Source organism: Nocardioides sp. ChNu-99 (assembly GCF_029493445.1).
GTDB lineage: Bacteria > Actinomycetota > Actinomycetes > Propionibacteriales > Nocardioidaceae > Nocardioides.
Window position 1 is genome coordinate 1 of the sequence record NZ_JAHWBL010000075.1, and the last position, 14,877, is coordinate 14,877.

Annotated in this window: 20 protein-coding genes; 6 read left to right on the forward strand and 14 right to left on the reverse strand. The window is 75.1% G+C overall.

Annotation, left to right across the window (positions count from 1 at the left end; translation table 11 throughout):
• Positions 1 to 271: LysR family transcriptional regulator (locus KK617_RS17000; RefSeq protein ID WP_277501347.1), on the reverse strand; the 271-nt coding region annotated here is incomplete at its 3' end.
• 120 nt (positions 272 to 391) lie between these two features.
• On the opposite strand from KK617_RS17000, the gene bla reads away from it, so the two are divergent.
• On the forward strand, positions 392 to 1,351 hold the full coding sequence (gene bla, locus KK617_RS17005) for a class A beta-lactamase (protein WP_277501349.1): 960 nt from the start codon (positions 392 to 394) through the stop codon (positions 1,349 to 1,351).
• A 16-nt stretch (positions 1,352 to 1,367) separates the two neighbouring features.
• On the opposite strand, the gene KK617_RS17010 is transcribed toward bla, so the two are convergent.
• The 3 genes from KK617_RS17010 to KK617_RS17020 are packed head-to-tail and all read right to left on the reverse strand — an operon-like array spanning position 1,368 to position 3,849.
• Complete coding sequence (locus tag KK617_RS17010; protein WP_277501350.1) at positions 1,368 to 2,009, reverse strand: methyltransferase; 642 nt, start codon at positions 2,007 to 2,009, stop codon at positions 1,368 to 1,370.
• Complete coding sequence (gene truA, locus KK617_RS17015; protein ID WP_277501351.1) at positions 2,002 to 2,835, reverse strand: tRNA pseudouridine(38-40) synthase TruA; 834 nt, start codon at positions 2,833 to 2,835, stop codon at positions 2,002 to 2,004. The genes KK617_RS17010 and truA overlap by 8 nt, the downstream gene beginning before the upstream one ends.
• A 9-nt stretch (positions 2,836 to 2,844) precedes the next feature.
• Positions 2,845 to 3,849, reverse strand: a complete 1,005-nt coding sequence (locus KK617_RS17020; protein ID WP_277501352.1) for a PfkB family carbohydrate kinase — start codon at positions 3,847 to 3,849, stop codon at positions 2,845 to 2,847.
• Between the two features lie 38 nt (positions 3,850 to 3,887).
• On the opposite strand from KK617_RS17020, the gene KK617_RS17025 reads away from it, so the two are divergent.
• On the forward strand, positions 3,888 to 4,262 hold the full coding sequence (locus KK617_RS17025) for a GntR family transcriptional regulator (protein ID WP_277501353.1): 375 nt from the start codon (positions 3,888 to 3,890) through the stop codon (positions 4,260 to 4,262).
• Positions 4,263 to 4,269: 7 nt separating this feature from the next.
• Here KK617_RS17025 and KK617_RS17030 read toward each other — a convergent pair whose 3' ends face one another.
• From KK617_RS17030 to KK617_RS17070, 9 genes are all read right to left on the reverse strand, one after another.
• A complete protein-coding gene (locus KK617_RS17030; RefSeq protein ID WP_277501354.1) occupies positions 4,270 to 4,515 on the reverse strand; it encodes a hypothetical protein in 246 nt (81 codons plus the stop codon).
• A 128-nt stretch (positions 4,516 to 4,643) separates the two neighbouring features.
• Positions 4,644 to 5,237, reverse strand: coding sequence for a 50S ribosomal protein L17 (gene rplQ / locus KK617_RS17035; RefSeq protein WP_277501355.1), 594 nt, complete (start codon positions 5,235 to 5,237; stop codon positions 4,644 to 4,646).
• 119 nt (positions 5,238 to 5,356) lie between these two features.
• On the reverse strand, positions 5,357 to 6,373 hold the full coding sequence (locus tag KK617_RS17040) for a DNA-directed RNA polymerase subunit alpha (protein ID WP_277501356.1): 1,017 nt from the start codon (positions 6,371 to 6,373) through the stop codon (positions 5,357 to 5,359).
• 122 nt (positions 6,374 to 6,495) lie between these two features.
• Positions 6,496 to 7,104 (reverse strand): 30S ribosomal protein S4, encoded by a 609-nt coding sequence (rpsD, locus tag KK617_RS17045; RefSeq protein ID WP_277501357.1) that lies wholly within the window; start codon positions 7,102 to 7,104, stop codon positions 6,496 to 6,498.
• A gap of 32 nt (positions 7,105 to 7,136) precedes the next feature.
• Positions 7,137 to 7,544, reverse strand: a complete 408-nt coding sequence (rpsK, locus tag KK617_RS17050) for a 30S ribosomal protein S11 (RefSeq protein ID WP_277501358.1) — start codon at positions 7,542 to 7,544, stop codon at positions 7,137 to 7,139.
• A 59-nt stretch (positions 7,545 to 7,603) separates the two neighbouring features.
• Positions 7,604 to 7,978: a 30S ribosomal protein S13 gene (gene rpsM / locus KK617_RS17055; protein ID WP_163772482.1), complete on the reverse strand. Its 375-nt coding sequence runs from the start codon at positions 7,976 to 7,978 to the stop codon at positions 7,604 to 7,606.
• A gap of 186 nt (positions 7,979 to 8,164) precedes the next feature.
• Positions 8,165 to 8,278 (reverse strand): 50S ribosomal protein L36, encoded by a 114-nt coding sequence (rpmJ, locus tag KK617_RS17060; protein ID WP_277501359.1) that lies wholly within the window; start codon positions 8,276 to 8,278, stop codon positions 8,165 to 8,167.
• Between the two features lie 32 nt (positions 8,279 to 8,310).
• Positions 8,311 to 8,532, reverse strand: coding sequence for a translation initiation factor IF-1 (gene infA, locus KK617_RS17065; RefSeq protein ID WP_028473450.1), 222 nt, complete (start codon positions 8,530 to 8,532; stop codon positions 8,311 to 8,313).
• A 317-nt stretch (positions 8,533 to 8,849) separates the two neighbouring features.
• A complete protein-coding gene (locus KK617_RS17070) occupies positions 8,850 to 9,908 on the reverse strand; it encodes an LLM class flavin-dependent oxidoreductase (protein WP_277501362.1) in 1,059 nt (352 codons plus the stop codon).
• 115 nt (positions 9,909 to 10,023) lie between these two features.
• On the opposite strand from KK617_RS17070, the gene KK617_RS17075 reads away from it, so the two are divergent.
• The 4 genes from KK617_RS17075 to KK617_RS17090 are packed head-to-tail and all read left to right on the forward strand — an operon-like array spanning position 10,024 to position 13,138.
• The gene (locus tag KK617_RS17075) at positions 10,024 to 10,332 is read left to right on the forward strand and encodes an STAS domain-containing protein (protein WP_277501364.1); all 309 of its coding nucleotides are present in this window, start codon (positions 10,024 to 10,026) and stop codon (positions 10,330 to 10,332) included.
• A gap of 13 nt (positions 10,333 to 10,345) precedes the next feature.
• Positions 10,346 to 10,762: an ATP-binding protein gene (locus tag KK617_RS17080; protein WP_277501365.1), complete on the forward strand. Its 417-nt coding sequence runs from the start codon at positions 10,346 to 10,348 to the stop codon at positions 10,760 to 10,762.
• Entirely contained in the window at positions 10,759 to 12,102 is a 1,344-nt protein-coding gene (locus KK617_RS17085) for a SpoIIE family protein phosphatase (protein ID WP_277501366.1), read from the forward strand. The genes KK617_RS17080 and KK617_RS17085 overlap by 4 nt, the downstream gene beginning before the upstream one ends.
• Before the next feature lie 4 nt (positions 12,103 to 12,106).
• Complete coding sequence (locus tag KK617_RS17090) at positions 12,107 to 13,138, forward strand: cobalamin-dependent protein (protein WP_277501367.1); 1,032 nt, start codon at positions 12,107 to 12,109, stop codon at positions 13,136 to 13,138.
• 18 nt (positions 13,139 to 13,156) lie between these two features.
• On the opposite strand, the gene KK617_RS17095 is transcribed toward KK617_RS17090, so the two are convergent.
• Positions 13,157 to 14,877, reverse strand: a 1,721-nt coding sequence (locus KK617_RS17095) for a transglutaminase-like domain-containing protein (RefSeq protein ID WP_277501368.1), incomplete at its 5' end; no start/stop codon positions are given.

A 14,877-nucleotide genomic window follows, 5' to 3' on the forward strand; every position in this document is an offset into this window, starting at 1 on the left:
CCGGTCCCCGGCCCGCCCGGGCCGCCGCGGCCTCGAGCTCCTCGGCCGCCACGACCACCCGCCGTGCCGCGGGCAGGAGGTGCCGGCCGGCGCCGGTGAGCCGCGCCCGGCGGGCGGAGCGGTCGAGCAGCACGACGTCGAGGCGCTGCTCCAGGGCCGCCACGCGCCGGCTGGCCACGGACTGCGCGACACCGGCCGCGGCCGCGGCCTCCGTCACGCTCCCGCGCTCGCCCACGGCGACGAGGAGGCGGCACGCGGCGACGAGGTCCACCCGAGGAGGATGGCACACCCATGCGTCTCGGGCATGGGACGACGCGTCGCGGTCTTGGACGGCATGGGTGGCCCCCGGCCAGGCTGCGGAGCGTCCCGTCCCCGCCCGGAAGGTCCTCCCGTGACGACACCGCTCCCCCGCCGTACCGCCCTCGCCGCCCGCGCCCTGGGCCTCGCGCTCGCCTCCACCCTCGCGTTCACCGGCTGCGCCGGCGACGGCCCCTCCGCCGCGCCGGGCCGCAGCGCGAGCACCAGCGCCACCACCACCGGGACGGCCACGCCCGTCGACGCCTCGGCCGCGCTGGCCGCCCTCGAGGAGCAGTACGACGCGCGCCTCGGCGTGCTGGCCGTCGAGGTCGGCACGGGCCGCACGGTGGCGCACCGGGCCGACGAACGGTTCGCGTTCGCCTCGACCATCAAGGCGCTGCAGGTGGGCGCGCTGCTCGAGACCGCCACGGACGCGGACCTGCAGCGCCGCGTCACCTGGACGGAGGCCGACCTCGTGACGTACTCACCCGTCACCGAGCAGTACGTCGCCGACGGGCTCACCGTCCTCGAGCTCGCGGACGCCGCCGTGCGGTTCAGCGACAACACCGCCGCCAACCTGCTGTTCGCGGAGCTCGGGGGCCCGGCCGGCCTCGGCGAGCGGCTGCGCGGGGTCGGCGACACGACGACGAATCCCGTGCGGGTCGAGCCGGAGCTGAACACCGCCGTGCCCGGCGACGAGCGCGACACCACCACGCCGCGGGCGATGGCGGCCACGTTGCAGGCCTACGCGCTGGGCGACGTGCTGACCCCCGAGCGCCGGGCGCTGCTCGTCGACCTGCTGCGGCGCAACACCACCGGCGACGCCCTCGTGCGGGCCGGGGTGCCCGACGGCTGGACCGTCGGGGACAAGACGGGGTCGGCTTCGTGGGGCACGCGCAACGACGTGGCCGTCGCCTGGCCGCCCGCCGACGCCGACCGGACGTCGCCGGTCGTGGTCGTCGTCATGACCGGCGGGGACGCCGAGGACGCGCCGACCCACGACGCGCTCGTCGCCGACGCGACCCGTGCGGCGTTCGCCGCCCTCGGCGGCTGAGGCACCCGGCGAGCCCTCAGGGGGCGCGCCGTACCTCCAGCACGCGGAAGCCCTTGGCGCTCGCCAGGCGCGTCGTCGGCCAGCCCTGCTCGTCGAGCCAGCGGGCGAGCGAGTCCGCACCCAGGTTCTTGCCCACCACGAGCACGGCGCGCCCGCCGGGGGCGAGGCGCGGCAGCCAGCGGAGCAGCAGGTCGTGCAGGGCGGCCTTGCCGATGCGGATGGGCGGGTTCGACCAGATCTCGTCGAACGCCCCGTCCGGTACGGCGTCGGGCAGCACCGCGCGGTAGCGCCCCGCCACCCCGAGCGCGCGGGCGTTCTCGTCGGCCAGGAGGAGCGCGCGGGCGTTGACGTCGACCCCGACGACCTGCGCGTCGGGGACGGCCAACGCGACGGCGAGGCCGATGACGCCGTACCCGCAGCCCAGGTCGAGCACCCGCCGCACTCCGCTCGGCGGGTCGGTCGTGCGGAAGAGCGCCGCCGTGCCCACGTCGAGGCGGCCCCGGGCGAACACGCCCGTCCCCGTGACCAGGGGCAGGCGCCGGCCCCACACCTCGACCTCGACCGGCTCGCGGGTGAAGGGCACGGAGGGGTCCGCCGTGAAGTAGTGCTCGCCCGGGTCCGGGTCCGGGTCCGGGGCGGTCGGGGGGTGCTCAGTCACGGGTCCGCCTGTTCCTGGTCTGCTCGGCGCGCTGCGCGAGCTCGGTGTCGTCGGGGTAGCCGACCTCCTCCAGCACCAGGCCGTGCGGGTGCACCACGGTGACAGCGGGGTCGCGACGGCCGCCGACGAGCACGTCGTGGGCCCAGGACGCCGGACGGCGGCCCTCCCCCACCGTCAGCAGGCAGCCGACGAGGGCCCGCACCATGTTGTGGCAGAACGCGTCGGCCACGACCGTGCCCACGAGCACGCCGTCGTGGTCGCGGGCCCAGGAGAGCTCGAGCAGCGTGCGGATCGTCGTCGCTCCCGGCCGCTTCTTGCAGAACGCGGCGAAGTCCTGCACCCCGACGAGGGGCGCGGCGGCGGCGTTCATCGCCTCCTCGTCGACCGGCTGGCCCCACGCGAGCACGTGCCGGCGCGTCAGCGGGTCGGCGAGACCGGCACGGTCGGCCACCCGGTAGGCGTAGCGGCGCCACAGCGCCGAGAACCGGGCGTCGAACCCCTCGGGGGCCACCCGGGTGCGGTGCACCCGCACGTCGCCCGGCAGCACCCCGTTGAGGCGGCGGGTCAGGGCGGGGACCGGGTCGTCGACCCCCCGCCCGGCGCTGCGGGCGACGAGGTCGTCGTCGAGGTCGACGTGCACCACCTGGCCGCGGGCGTGCACCCCGGCGTCGGTGCGCCCGGCCACCACGACGGCGGGCCGCTCGGGGCTCCGGACGACGGTCGCGAGGGCCGCCTCGAGCTCCCCCTGCACGGTGCGCAGCGTCGGCTGGGTCGCCCAGCCGTGGAAGTCGGTGCCGTCGTAGGCGAGGTCGATCCGCAGGCGCACCGGGTGATCCTACGAGCCGGCGGCGCCCGCCACCTCCGCGAGGTACGGCGGGTCCGCCCCGGGCCGCGACACGGTCACGGCGGCCGCGCGGGCGGCGTACCCCAGGGCACCGCGCAGCGCGTCCTCCCCGAGCCCGGCCAGCCGGTCGCGCGCCCCCGCCCCGACCACTCCGAGGTCCCACAGGGCGCTGATGAACGCCGCAGCGAGGGTGTCGCCGGCGCCGATCGTGTCGACCACCACCAGGTCGCGCACGGCGGGCACGGCGACCTCCCCGCCCGGGTGGTGGCAGGAGGCGCCCGCGGCGCCCCGGGTGACGACGACGAGGGTGGGCCCCAGCGCCCGCAGCCGCGCGACGGCCGCCGCCTCGTCGAGGTCGGGCCACAGCGCGGCGAGGTCCTCGTCGGACGCCTTGACGACGTCGGCCTCCGCGACGACCGCCTCGACCTGCGCGACCATCTCCGGCCCCGTGCCGGTGATGGCGGGGCGGGCGTTGACGTCGTAGCTGACGAGCGCCCGCCGGCGCTCCCGGCGCGCGAGGTCGAGCACGTCGGCGGCGCCGGGCGGGAGCACGGCGCCGATCGAGCACACGTGGAGCCAGCCCGGCTCCCCCTCGGGCACGTGCACCGCCCCGAGGCGCCACTCGAGGTCGAACTCGTACGACGCCGCGCCGTCCGCGTCGATCGTCGCGACGGCGCTCGAGGTGCGTCCCACGACCTCCGGGTCGGCGGCGAGGCGCACGCCGTCACGGCCGAGGTGCGCCGCGAGGATGCCGCCGAGCCGGTCGTCGGCCAGCGCGGTCGCGAACCAGGTCGGCCGGCCGAGGCGGACGAGCGCGACGGCCACGTTCGCGGCGCTGCCGCCGGCCCGCTCCTCGACGGTGCCGTCGGGGCGCCGCACGACGTCGACGAGGGACTCCCCCGCCACGAGGGCGACCGTCCCGGGGGTGGTGGGCCCTCCGTCCGCGGCGGGCGGGGTCGGGGGTGCGGGCTGCGTCGCGTCGGCCGGCTGCTGCATGGACCCACCCCACCACACGACGGGCCTAGGGTGGCGACGTGCCCGCGCCCCCGCTCGACCCGCCCGACCCGTCGTCCGCCACGCCGCCGTTCGAGCAGCTGCGCGCCCAGCTCGCGAGCCGCGTCGCGGCGGGCGAACTGCCGCCGGGCGAGCGGCTCCCCACGGTGCGGGCGCTGGCCGCGGACCTCGGCCTCGCGGCCGGCACCGTCGCCCGCGTCTACCGCGAGCTCGAGGCCGACGGGGTCGTCGTCACCCGTGGCCGGTCCGGCACGTTCGTCGCGTCGACGGCGGCGGCGGGCGACGCGGACCCCGCCGCTCGGGGGTACGCGGCGGCCGCCCGCCGCGCCGGGCTGTCGCTGGCCGAGGCGACCCGGGCCCTCGAGCGGGCCTGGGGCCCGGGCACCTCGCGCTGAGCGCGACCTACTGGCGCTCGTCGATGATGTGCTCGCCCGCGGACTCCTCCTGGGCCGCGGCCACGCTGGGGTCCTCGGTGGTCGGGGCGACGTCGTCCGCGCCGGGCGTCGGCCCGGCGCCGCCGTCGGGCTCCTCCTCCGCGCCGGAGACGTGCTGACCCGCCTCCGCCTCGCGGGCGTCGCCCTCGAGGGTGGGCTCGGTGTCGGGGTTCTCGGTCCTCAGCTGCTCGGCGGGTGCCTTCTCGGTGCTCATGACCCCCCAACGTAGACCCCCCGGCACAGCCCGCGACGCAGCCCGCGACGCAGCCGGCGACGCAGCCCGCGACGCAGAGCAGCCCGCCACCCCGGTGGGGTGACGGGCTGCTCCTCGAGCGGGTGCGCTCAGGCCTTGGCGTCGTCCGCGGACTCGTCCGTGGCCTCGGTCTCCGCCGTGGTCTCCTCGGTGGTCTCCTCGGCGGGAGCCTCCTCGGTTCCCTCGGTGGCCTCGGTGCCCTCGACGTCGGTCTCGGCGGCGGGCGCCTCCTCGACCTCCTCCGCGGGGGCGGCCGGGGCGGCGGTGGCCGCACCGGTGGTGGCGGGGCCGGTCGTCGCCTTCGCGACGTACGCCTCGGTCACGAGCTCGATGACCGCCATGGGGGCGTTGTCGCCCTTGCGGGGGTTGAGCTTCGTGATGCGGGTGTAGCCGCCCGGGCGCTCGGCGAAGGTCGGGGCGATCTCCGTGAAGAGGGCGTGCACGACACCCTTGTCGCGGATCGACTTCAGCACCTCGCGGCGCTGGTGCAACGGGTTCTCACCGTTGTGGGCCTTGACGGCCTTGGTGATGAGCTTCTCCGCCACGGGGCGCAGCGTGCGCGCACGCGACTCGGTGGTGACGATCCGGCCGTGCTCGAAGAGCTGGGTGGCCAGGTTCGACAGGATCAGCCGCTGGTGGGACGGGCTGCCGCCGAGGCGGGGACCCTTCTTCGGGGTGGGCATGGTTCTTCTCTCTCCTCCCCGGCCGTGCGAGGTACCGGGGTAGACGGTGCTGCGGCGGCGGTCGCCGCCGCAGCAGGGTCGACCGCACCGGCCCCAGGGCCGGTGCGGTCACGGGTCGATCAGTACTGCTCGTCCTCGACGAACGCGTCGTCGTCGTCGTCGCCGTACGCCGCGAGGGCGGTCGCCGGGTCGAAGCCGGGCGCGCTGTCCTTGAGGGACAGGCCCATCTCGACCAGCTTGGCCTTGACCTCGTCGATCGACTTGGCGCCGAAGTTGCGGATGTCGAGCAGGTCCTGCTCCGAGCGCGCGATGAGCTCACCCACGGTGTGGATGCCCTCGCGCTTGAGGCAGTTGTACGAGCGCACCGTGAGCTGCAGGTCCTCGACCGGGAGGGCGAGGTCCGCCGCGAGCTGCTCGTCCACCGGCGACGGGCCGATGTCGATGCCCTCGGCCTCGACGTTGAGCTCACGGGCGAGGCCGAAGAGCTCCACCAGCGTCTTGCCGGCCGAGGCGATGGCGTCGCGCGGGCGGATGGACGGCTTGGTCTCGACGTCGATGATCAGCTTGTCGAAGTCGGTGCGCTGCTCGACACGGGTGGCCTCGACCTTGTAGGTCACCTTGAGGACGGGGCTGTAGATCGAGTCGACCGGGATGCGGCCGATCTCGTTGTCGGCGCCCTTGTTCTGCACGGCGGAGACGTAGCCGCGGCCGCGCTCGACGACGAGCTCCATCTCGAGCTTGCCCTTGTCGGACAGCGTCGCGATCTTGAGGTCGGGGTTGTGCACCTCGACGCCCGCCGGCGGCGCGATGTCGGCGGCGGTGACGTCACCGGCACCCGACTTGCGCAGGTACATGGTGACGGGCTCGTCGTGCTCGGACGAGACCACCAGGCCCTTGAGGTTGAGGATGACCTCGGTGACGTCCTCCTTGACCCCCTCGACCGTGGAGAACTCGTGGAGCACGTTGTCGAGCTTGATGCTGGTGACCGACGCCCCCGGGATGGAGGACAGCAGCGTGCGGCGCAGCGAGTTGCCGAGCGTGTAGCCGAAGCCCGGCTCCAGCGGCTCGATGACGAATCGGGCGCGGAAGTCGCCGACCGTCTCCTCGGTGAGAGTCGGGCGCTGAGCGATGAGCACTGGTTGATTCCTTTCCGGACCCACCCACTATTTGACGGGGCCGAACGACGTGGAGCGAGGGACGAACGGGACGACACAGCGGTGCGGGGCGGCGACTCGGTCGCTGCCCCGCACCGACCGGGTCACTTCTTCGAGTAGAACTCGACGATCAGCTGCTCCTGCACGGGCACGTCGATCTGCGCGCGGACCGGGCGCTGGTGCACCAGGATCCGCATGCGGCTCGGGACGGCCTCGAGCCACGCCGGCACGACGCGCTCGCCGTGCGTCTCGCGCGCCACGATGAACGGCGTCATCTCGAGCGACTTCTCGCGCACGTCGATGACGTCGTACTGCGCCACCTGGTACGACGGGATGTTGACCTTCTTGCCGTTCACCAGGAAGTGGCCGTGGCTCACCAGCTGGCGGGCGTGGCGGCGCGTGCGGGCGAAGCCGGCGCGGTACACCACGTTGTCGAGGCGGCACTCCAGCAGCTCGAGCAGGTTGTCACCCGTCTTGCCGGTGCGGCGCGAGGCCTCGACGTAGTAGTTGTAGAACTGCCGCTCGAGCACGCCGTAGCTGATGCGCGCCTTCTGCTTCTCCTGCAGCTGGGCGCGGTACTCGCTCTCCTTGACGCGAGCACGGCCGTGCATGCCGGGCGGGTAGGGGCGGCGCTCGAACGCGGCGTCGCCACCGACGAGGTCGACACCAAGACGGCGCGACTTCTTGGTCATGGGGCCGGTGTAACGGGCCATGTCTCAGTCTCTCCTAGGTCTCTGGTGTCGGGTCAGACGCGGCGGCGCTTGGGCGGCCGGCATCCGTTGTGGGGCTGCGGCGTGACGTCCTGGATGGTGCCGACCTCGAGGCCGATCGCACCCAGGGACCGGATCGCCGTCTCGCGGCCCGAGCCCGGGCCCTTGACGAAGACGTCGATCTTCTTCATGCCGTGCTCCATCGCCCGACGACCAGCGGCCTCGGCAGCCATCTGGGCCGCGTACGGCGTGGACTTGCGCGAGCCCTTGAAGCCGACGGTGCCGGCCGAGGCCCACGAGATCACCGCACCCGTGGGGTCGGTGATGGTGACGTGCGTGTTGTTGAACGTGCTCTTGATGTGAGCCTCGCCTGCGGCGACGTTCTTCTTCTCCTTGCGGCGCACCTTCTTGGCGCCAGCCGCAGCGCGTCCCTTGGGGGGCATGCGTTATCTCCTGAAAGGTCTGGTGAGCTCGTGATGGGAGGGCTGCGATCCCGGGGGGATCAGCGAGCCTTCTTCTTGCCGGCGACGGTGCGCTTCGGGCCCTTGCGGGTGCGCGCGTTGGTCTTGGTGCGCTGACCGCGGACCGGGAGGCCCATGCGGTGGCGGCGACCCTGGTAGCTGCCGATCTCGATCTTGCGGCGGATGTCGGCCTGGACCTCGCGTCGGAGGTCACCCTCGAACTTGTAGTTGGCCTCGATCTCGTCGCGGAGCTTCACCAGCTCCTCGTCCCCCAGCGTGTGCACGCGGGCGTTCGGGTCGACACCCGTGGCCGCGAGGATCTGCTGGGAGCTGGTACGGCCGATGCCGTAGATGTAGGTGAGTGCGATCTCGACGCGCTTGTCGCGCGGGAGGTCGACACCAACGAGGCGTGCCATGCGTGGTGTTTCCCTTCGATGTGCACAGAGGTGTCGGTCGTGTCGCGCCCCGGTCGGTCGGCCCGATCTGTCGGGCCACCGGGCTCCGGCCTCTGCTCCGGAGGTGCATCCCCCGCGCCAGGCGCGGGTTGAGCGAACACGGTGGTGGGTGGTGCTGGTGCTGCTGGCGGGCGCGGGGCCCGTCCGTCAGCCCTGACGCTGCTTGTGACGCGGGTTCTCGCAGATCACCATGACCCGCGAGTGCCGGCGGATCACCTTGCACTTGTCACAGATGGGCTTGACGCTCGGCTTGACCTTCACGAGGAGGTCCTTTCAACGTGTCTCGGCTGATGTCACTTGTAGCGGTAGACGATGCGGCCGCGCGTCAGGTCGTACGGCGAGAGCTCCACCACCACGCGGTCCTCGGGGAGGATCCGGATGTAGTGCTGCCGCATCTTGCCGCTGATGTGCGCGAGGACCTTGTGCCCGTTGCTCAACTCCACGCGGAACATCGCGTTGGGGAGAGCCTCGATGACGGAGCCCTCGATCTCGATGACGCCTTCCTTCTTGGCCATGTCCTCACAATCCGTCGTGCCGGCGTACCGGCCGTGGTCGTCTCGTCTACCGTTGCTGCACCGCCCGACCCCGTGGGGGCGATCGGTCGGCCGGCCCGGGAACCGCCTGCCGGTCCCGGACGGGCCGGGGTGGCAGTGGACCTCGTGCAGCCGCTCGGTGGACCTCATCCCGGAGAACCGGACAGCCGCGAGGCACCACGAAGCAGACCCACGTTGGGCCGACGCACCAGTCTAGGTGAGCTGCCCAACGATTCCTAATCCGTCCGTCGGGCCTCGACCGGCCCCCGACCGGGTGCCTCCGAGCGCCTCCGGGCGCCTCAGGCGCCGGCGCCGAGCAGGCGCAGGGTCTCCTCGCGCGCGGGCGAGGAGCCGGCGGGCGTGCCCGCGGTCTCCCCCGGGACCGGGTGCACCATCACCTCGTCGACCCCGTGGGCCGCCGCGAGCGCCGCCACCTGCGCGCGGGCCTGCGCGGGGTCGCCGACCACCCAGCGGGCCAGCATCGCGTCGACCAGCTGCTGGTGGGCCGGGGGCAGCTCCACCTCGAGCGCCTCCTCGACGGTCGGCTGCGGGCGCAGCGGCTGGCCGGTGCGCAGCGCGAGCATCGCGAGCTGCTGCGGGCGGGCGCGGCGCCGCGCCTCCTCCTCGGTCGCGGCGACCACCGCGTTGACGGTCAGGAAGGTGCGCGGCGCGGCGAGCTCGGGCGAGGGCTCGAACGTCGAGCGGTACAGGTGCAGCGCCCGCTCGGTGCCCTCGCCGCTGAAGTGGTGGGCGAAGACGTAGGGCATGCCGCGCTGCGCGGCGAGCCGCGCGGAGTAGTCGGACGAGCCGAGCAGCCAGGTCGTCGGCACGGAGCGGGCGACGGGGGTGGCGCGCAGCGCGTGGGTGCGGCCGGACAGCTGCAGGCCCACCCCCTCGGGCGACAGCATCGCGACGACGTTGCGGACGTGCTCGGCGAAGCGGGCCACCGCCTCGTCGTCGGTGCCCGCCGGGCCGCCGTGGCGCAGCGCCCAGCTCGTCACCGGGTCCGAGCCGGGGGCGCGGCCGAGACCGAGGTCGATCCGTCCGGGGTACGCCGCCTCCAGCAGCGCGAACTGCTCCGCGACCACCAGGGGCGCGTGGTTGGGGAGCATCACGCCGCCCGAGCCCACGCGCAGGCGCTGCGTCGCCCCGGCGATCATCGCGATGAGGACCGGCGGGTTGGTGGCCGCGACCGCCGGCATGTTGTGGTGCTCCGCGACCCAGTAGCGCTCGTAGCCCGCCGTGTCCGCGACCCGGGCCAGCGACAGCGACGCGGCCACGGCGTCCCCGCTCGTCTGGTCGGTGCGGACGGGCACCAGGTCGAGCACGGACAGGCGCGGGGCGGGGTGGTCGCTCATCGCGGGGGGAACGGCCTGCTCGGCGGCGCTATTCCCGGGCTGGTGCTCCCGGGCTCGTCCCGCCCCACCCCGAGAGGGGAGGCAGCCCGCTCGGGGCGTCGCGTATCGTCGCCCCGTGACCGAAACATCGTTCTCCGCCACCACCGAGCCGGGCACCCTCGTGCTCTCGGGCGACATCGACGCCGCCGACCACCGCGCGCTCAACGACCTCATCGAGCAGGCCAGCGCCACGTTCACCGAGAACCTGACGATCGACCTGCGCGGCGTCACGTTCCTGCCGAGCATCATCGTCGGCGTCCTGGCCCGCGCCACCGTGATGGCGAAGAAGAACGGCGCCCGCGTCACGCTGGTCGCCGTCGAGGGCACCGTGCCGCAGCGCGTGCTCACGGTGTGCAAGATCCCCTACGAGCAGGTCACCGCCTGAGCGGCGCTCCCCCATGGCACTACCGACCCCCCTCCCCGACGCCGCGCCGTCCTGGCACGTGCTCGACCTCCCGCACGCACCGGAGGCGGCACGCCGGACCTGCGCGGCGCTGAGGGACGACCTGGGGGCGCTCGAGGTGCCGACGGCCGTGCTCAACGACGCGATCATCGTCGCGGGTGAGCTGGTCACCAACGCGGTCGAGCACGGCCGCCCGCGCCTCGCCGGCACCATCGAGGTCGCCTGGCTCCTCTCCTCCGACAGCCTGCACCTGCGGGTCGTCGACGCCGGGGAGGGACCGGACATCCCCGGGGGCACCGTGTCCGCCGACGGCCTGCGGGGGCGGGGCCTGGCCATGGTCGCCGCCATCTGCGCCGACCTCGCGCTGGACCGCACCGGCTGCACCACCTTCACGGCTCGGATCCCCCTGTGACCGCGGGCAGCGAGGCCCCTCCCGGGCTCCTCACCGCGGGCTCGGACCTCGACGGCGTCGACCGCGCCGGGCTGGCCGGGCGGCGCGCCGCGTTCCTCGAGCAGCTGGCCGAGGTCACGGCGAGCGTCCACCACCCGGGCCGCGCGGTCGAGCTGGTCGCGGACACCCTCGTGCGCCACGTCACCGAGTTCGCGCAGGTCACGCTGCACACCCACCAGGGCTGGACCGCCGCCGGCCGGGTCGAGGGCCACGCACCGGTGGACCACGACGGCTACCCGATCGGTCGTCAGCAGGCCGTGGTGCTGCGGGGCCTGCTCGCGCGCCGCTCCCCCGAGCACTGGGTGCTGCCGCCGGACACGCCCGACCGCGTCGAGGTGCTGGCCCGTCTGCTGGGCCGCACGCCGCTCGTCGCCCAGCTCGAGCAGCTCGACGCCGTCGGGCTCCTCAACGTGCCGCTCGTGGCCCGCGGTCGCGCCATCGGCCTCCTGACGCTCGCCCGCCGGGGCCCGCACGACTTCGGCCCCGACGACGTGACGTTCCTCGAGGGCGTCGCGCACCGGGTCGCGGCCACCCTCGACGTCTGCGTCGTCGTGGCCGACAACCGGCACGTCGCCGCCACGCTGCGGACCTCGCTGCTCCCGCCGCCCATCCCCGCCACCTCGGGTCTCGACCTCGCGTCGTACAGCCGCGTGGCGCAGGAGGAGGTCACCGTGGGCGGTGACTTCATCGACGTGCACGGGCCGGACGACGACACGACGCTGCTGCTCGGCGACGCCGTCGGCAAGGGGGTGGTCGCGGCCGTCGCGGCCAAGCGCATCCGCTCCGCCGTGCGCACCGCGGCCCTCGTCGACCGGGCCCCCGACCGGATCCTGGGGCTCACCAACCAGGTGCTCGTCGCGGACGCGGAGTCGGCCATCGAGAGCTTCGCGACCGCCGTCTGCGGCCGGCTGCGCCGGCGCCCCGACGGCGCCGTCGACCTCGACCTCACGAACGCGGGCCACCCGCCGCCGATCGTGCTGCGGCGCGACGGCCGGCTGGAGTACGTCGAGTCGAACGGCCCGGCGCTGGGCGTCTTCGAGGAGGCCGCCTACACCTCCGCCCGGGTCGTGCTGCAGCCCGGCGACACCCTCGTCTGCTACACCGACGGGATCACCGAGGCGCGCGGCGCCGAGGACATGTTCGGTGAGGACGGCATCGCCGCCGCCCTGGCGGGTCTGGGCGGCGCGCCGAGCAGCGCGATCGTGGAGCGGCTGGCGGTGAGCGTCTCCGCGTTCGTCGACGGCGACGCCCACGACCGCGACGACGTCGCCGTCGTGGCCGTGCAGCCGCGGGTGAGGTGACGACGTGACCACCACCGCCGCCGGGCTCGAGGACGGCTCGGCCGACGCGCTGGGCGCGGCGACCACCGAGCGCTACTGGGCCGCCGTCGACGCGGGCGACGCCCCGGCCGCCCGCGACGTCGCCCTCGCGGCGCTCGACGCCGGGGCCACGCTCCCCCAGGTGCTCGACGGGCTCGTGGGCGAGGCCCAGCGCCGGGTGGGCCGGCTGTGGGAACGCGCCGAGTGGACCGTCGCGCGCGAGCACGCCGCGACCGCGGTCGGCGAGTTCGTCGTGCACAGCCTGCGCGAGCGCACCCGCCACGGCGCGCACTCCCGGGGCGGCCGTCCGCTGCTGGTGCTGTGCGCCGAGCGCGAGTGGCACGCCCTGCCCGCCCTCATGCTGAGCGCGCGCCTCGAGCACGAGGGCCACCAGGTCCACTACCTCGGCGCCGACGTGTCGACGGCCGCCCTGCAGGGCGCCCTGATGGAGACCGGGCCCCGCGCCGTGCTCGTCAGCGCCTCGCTCTCCTCCTCCCTCGTCTACGTGCGCCGCCACGTCGAGGCCGCCCGGGCCGTCCGCGTGCCCGTCGTCGTGGGCGGCTCCGCCTTCGACGCGGCCGGCGACCGCGCCCGCCGCCTCGGGGCGACCGCCTGGGTCGGGCCCGACGACGACACGGGCGCGGTCCTCACAGCGCTGCCGACCTCCGTCCCGCCCGCCGAGGACCTGCCCGGTCCCGGGCCCCGCGAGGCCCACACCCTCATGGCATCGCACGCCGCGGTCGCGGGCGACGTGGTGGCGCGGATGCGGGCCGACCGCAGCGCCAACCGCGGCGCGCTCGAGGCCATCGTGGACCAGGTGCCCCACGTCGTGGGCGCGCTCGCCGCGGCCCTGCTGCTCGACGACCCGCGGCTCGTGGACCAGTCCGGCGTCTGGCTGCGCGAGGTGGCCTCCGCCCGCGGGTGCGACGGTGACACGGTGCGCGGCGTCTGGGCGTCGCTGGAGCTCCAGGTCGCCGAGTTCCCCTGCGCCTCCGCGCTGCTGGCGCGACGCGCCTGATCCCTGCCGCCGGAGCCGTCAGGTGCGGCGGAAGCTCCGCAGGCTCGCCGCGGCGCGCAGGCGGCGGTGCCAGGGCACGCCGGCCCGCAGCTCCCGGCGTACCACCATCACCTGGTCCCAGTAGTCCGCGGCCACGCCGTCGGCGGGCGGGGTCGGACCGAAGACGTGGCCGTCGGCCGTGCGCGCCAGCGCCGGGGCGGCCGGCAGCGGCAGCGACCGGGCCTGCTCGCGCCGCGTGACGCCCGCGGCCACGGGCACACCGGTCCCCAGGTCGCGAGCGGCGTCGACGAGCTCGCGCCACGCGCCCACGAGGCGAGCCGAGGCCCGCGGGGCGCCCCGGCGGCGACGCCGGCGCCAGGCCTTGGCCCCCAGCACGAGCGCGAACCACAGCGCCACGAGCAGCAGCGGCCCGCCGACGATCCCCAGCGCCCACAGCACCCACGCCGGCAGCTCGGACCCGGTCTCCTCGGGCGAGCCTGCGCGGGCGTCGAGCTCGGCGTCGGTCTGGTCGGCGAGGCTGGAGGGCGGCGGCACGGGGGCCGGGGGCGGCACGACGGTGCCCGACATCTCCTGCTCGTTGAGCGGCGGGCGCTCGGCGGGCCGGTCGAAGTCCATGAAGGCCTCGGTCGGCAGCGTGCGCCACGACCCGTCGGCCACCTGCAGCTCGACCCACGCCTCGACGTGCTCGCCCCGCACCACGCCGTCGGCCGGGACGACCGCGCCGACGACGACCCGGGCGGGCACGCCGATGGCGTTGGCGACGAGGGCCATCGTGGCGGCGTACTGCTCGTCGTTGCCGGCCATCACCACGTCGTCGACGAACCCCTCGCCGAGACGGCCGCGGTAGTGCCCCGCGGTGTAGATCTTCTCGGCCTCGAGCACGCCGTCGGTGTACTTGCCGACGGTGCGCAGGTGGCGCGCGGCGGCGAGCACCCGGGCCATGGGCTCGGCCTCGCCGGCCGTCCACTGCACGGCCTGGGTGGCCAGGAACGAGGCGGCGGACGCGAGCGCGGGGTCCGGGGCGGCCGGCAGGTCGTCCTCGTCGAGGCCGTCGGCCCCCGCGGGCGGCACGACGGCCTCCAGCACGTAGGCGTCACCCGGTGCCAGCCCGCTCGGCACCACGCCCGTCGAGGTCGCCAGGTTGTAGCGGAACGAGTCCGCGGCCGCGTCCGCGCGAGGGCCGGCGAACCGCAGCTCGGTCAGCGCCCCCACGGTCGGCAGCCACACGCCGTCGTACCCCTCCCCCAGCTCGACGCGCACGTCCACCCGCTCGCCCTCGACGGGGTTGTCGATCGAGGTGGAGACGCGCTGGAACGACGCGCGGGTCACGCCGACGCCGTCCGTGCCGGCCGCCCGGTCCGCCGCCCCCCACACGACGCCGTCGTAGGAGTCGAGGGCCGCGAAGCGCACCCGGGTGCCCTCGGGCGCGCCGTCGAGGGTCATCAGCACCTGCTCGTAGCGGTTCGCCGCGTCGGGCTCGGGCATCTCGACGTACCGGCGGAAGGCGGCGAGGGGTGAGGGGTACTGCCCCACCTCGAACGGCGGGGAGACGTGCTCGCGCAGCACGAAGCGGTCGTCGTCGCCGACGGCCCACGACCCGACCGGTACGGCGAGCCCGCCCGCCACGGCGACGAGGGCGGCCGCCGTGAGGCCGCGCCGCAGCCGCCCGGCCGCGGGGCGGGTGCCGCCCGTCACGGTCGGTACGACGGGAGCGGCAGCCGCCGCACGGGCGGCCCCCC

Coding starts and splice junctions, on each gene's coding strand:
- KK617_RS17020 (WP_277501352.1), bottom strand. CDS start 3,849: ATGCAGCAGCCGGCCGACGCGACGCAGCCCGCACCCCCGACCCCGCCC.
- KK617_RS17030 (WP_277501354.1), bottom strand. CDS start 4,515: ATGAGCACCGAGAAGGCACCCGCCGAGCAGCTGAGGACCGAGAACCCC.
- rplQ (WP_277501355.1), bottom strand. CDS start 5,237: ATGCCCACCCCGAAGAAGGGTCCCCGCCTCGGCGGCAGCCCGTCCCAC.
- rpsD (WP_277501357.1), bottom strand. CDS start 7,104: ATGGCCCGTTACACCGGCCCCATGACCAAGAAGTCGCGCCGTCTTGGT.
- rpsK (WP_277501358.1), bottom strand. CDS start 7,544: ATGCCCCCCAAGGGACGCGCTGCGGCTGGCGCCAAGAAGGTGCGCCGC.
- rpsM (WP_163772482.1), bottom strand. CDS start 7,978: ATGGCACGCCTCGTTGGTGTCGACCTCCCGCGCGACAAGCGCGTCGAG.
- infA (WP_028473450.1), bottom strand. CDS start 8,532: ATGGCCAAGAAGGAAGGCGTCATCGAGATCGAGGGCTCCGTCATCGAG.
- KK617_RS17070 (WP_277501362.1), bottom strand. CDS start 9,908: ATGAGCGACCACCCCGCCCCGCGCCTGTCCGTGCTCGACCTGGTGCCC.
- KK617_RS17080 (WP_277501365.1), top strand. CDS start 10,346: ATGGCACTACCGACCCCCCTCCCCGACGCCGCGCCGTCCTGGCACGTG.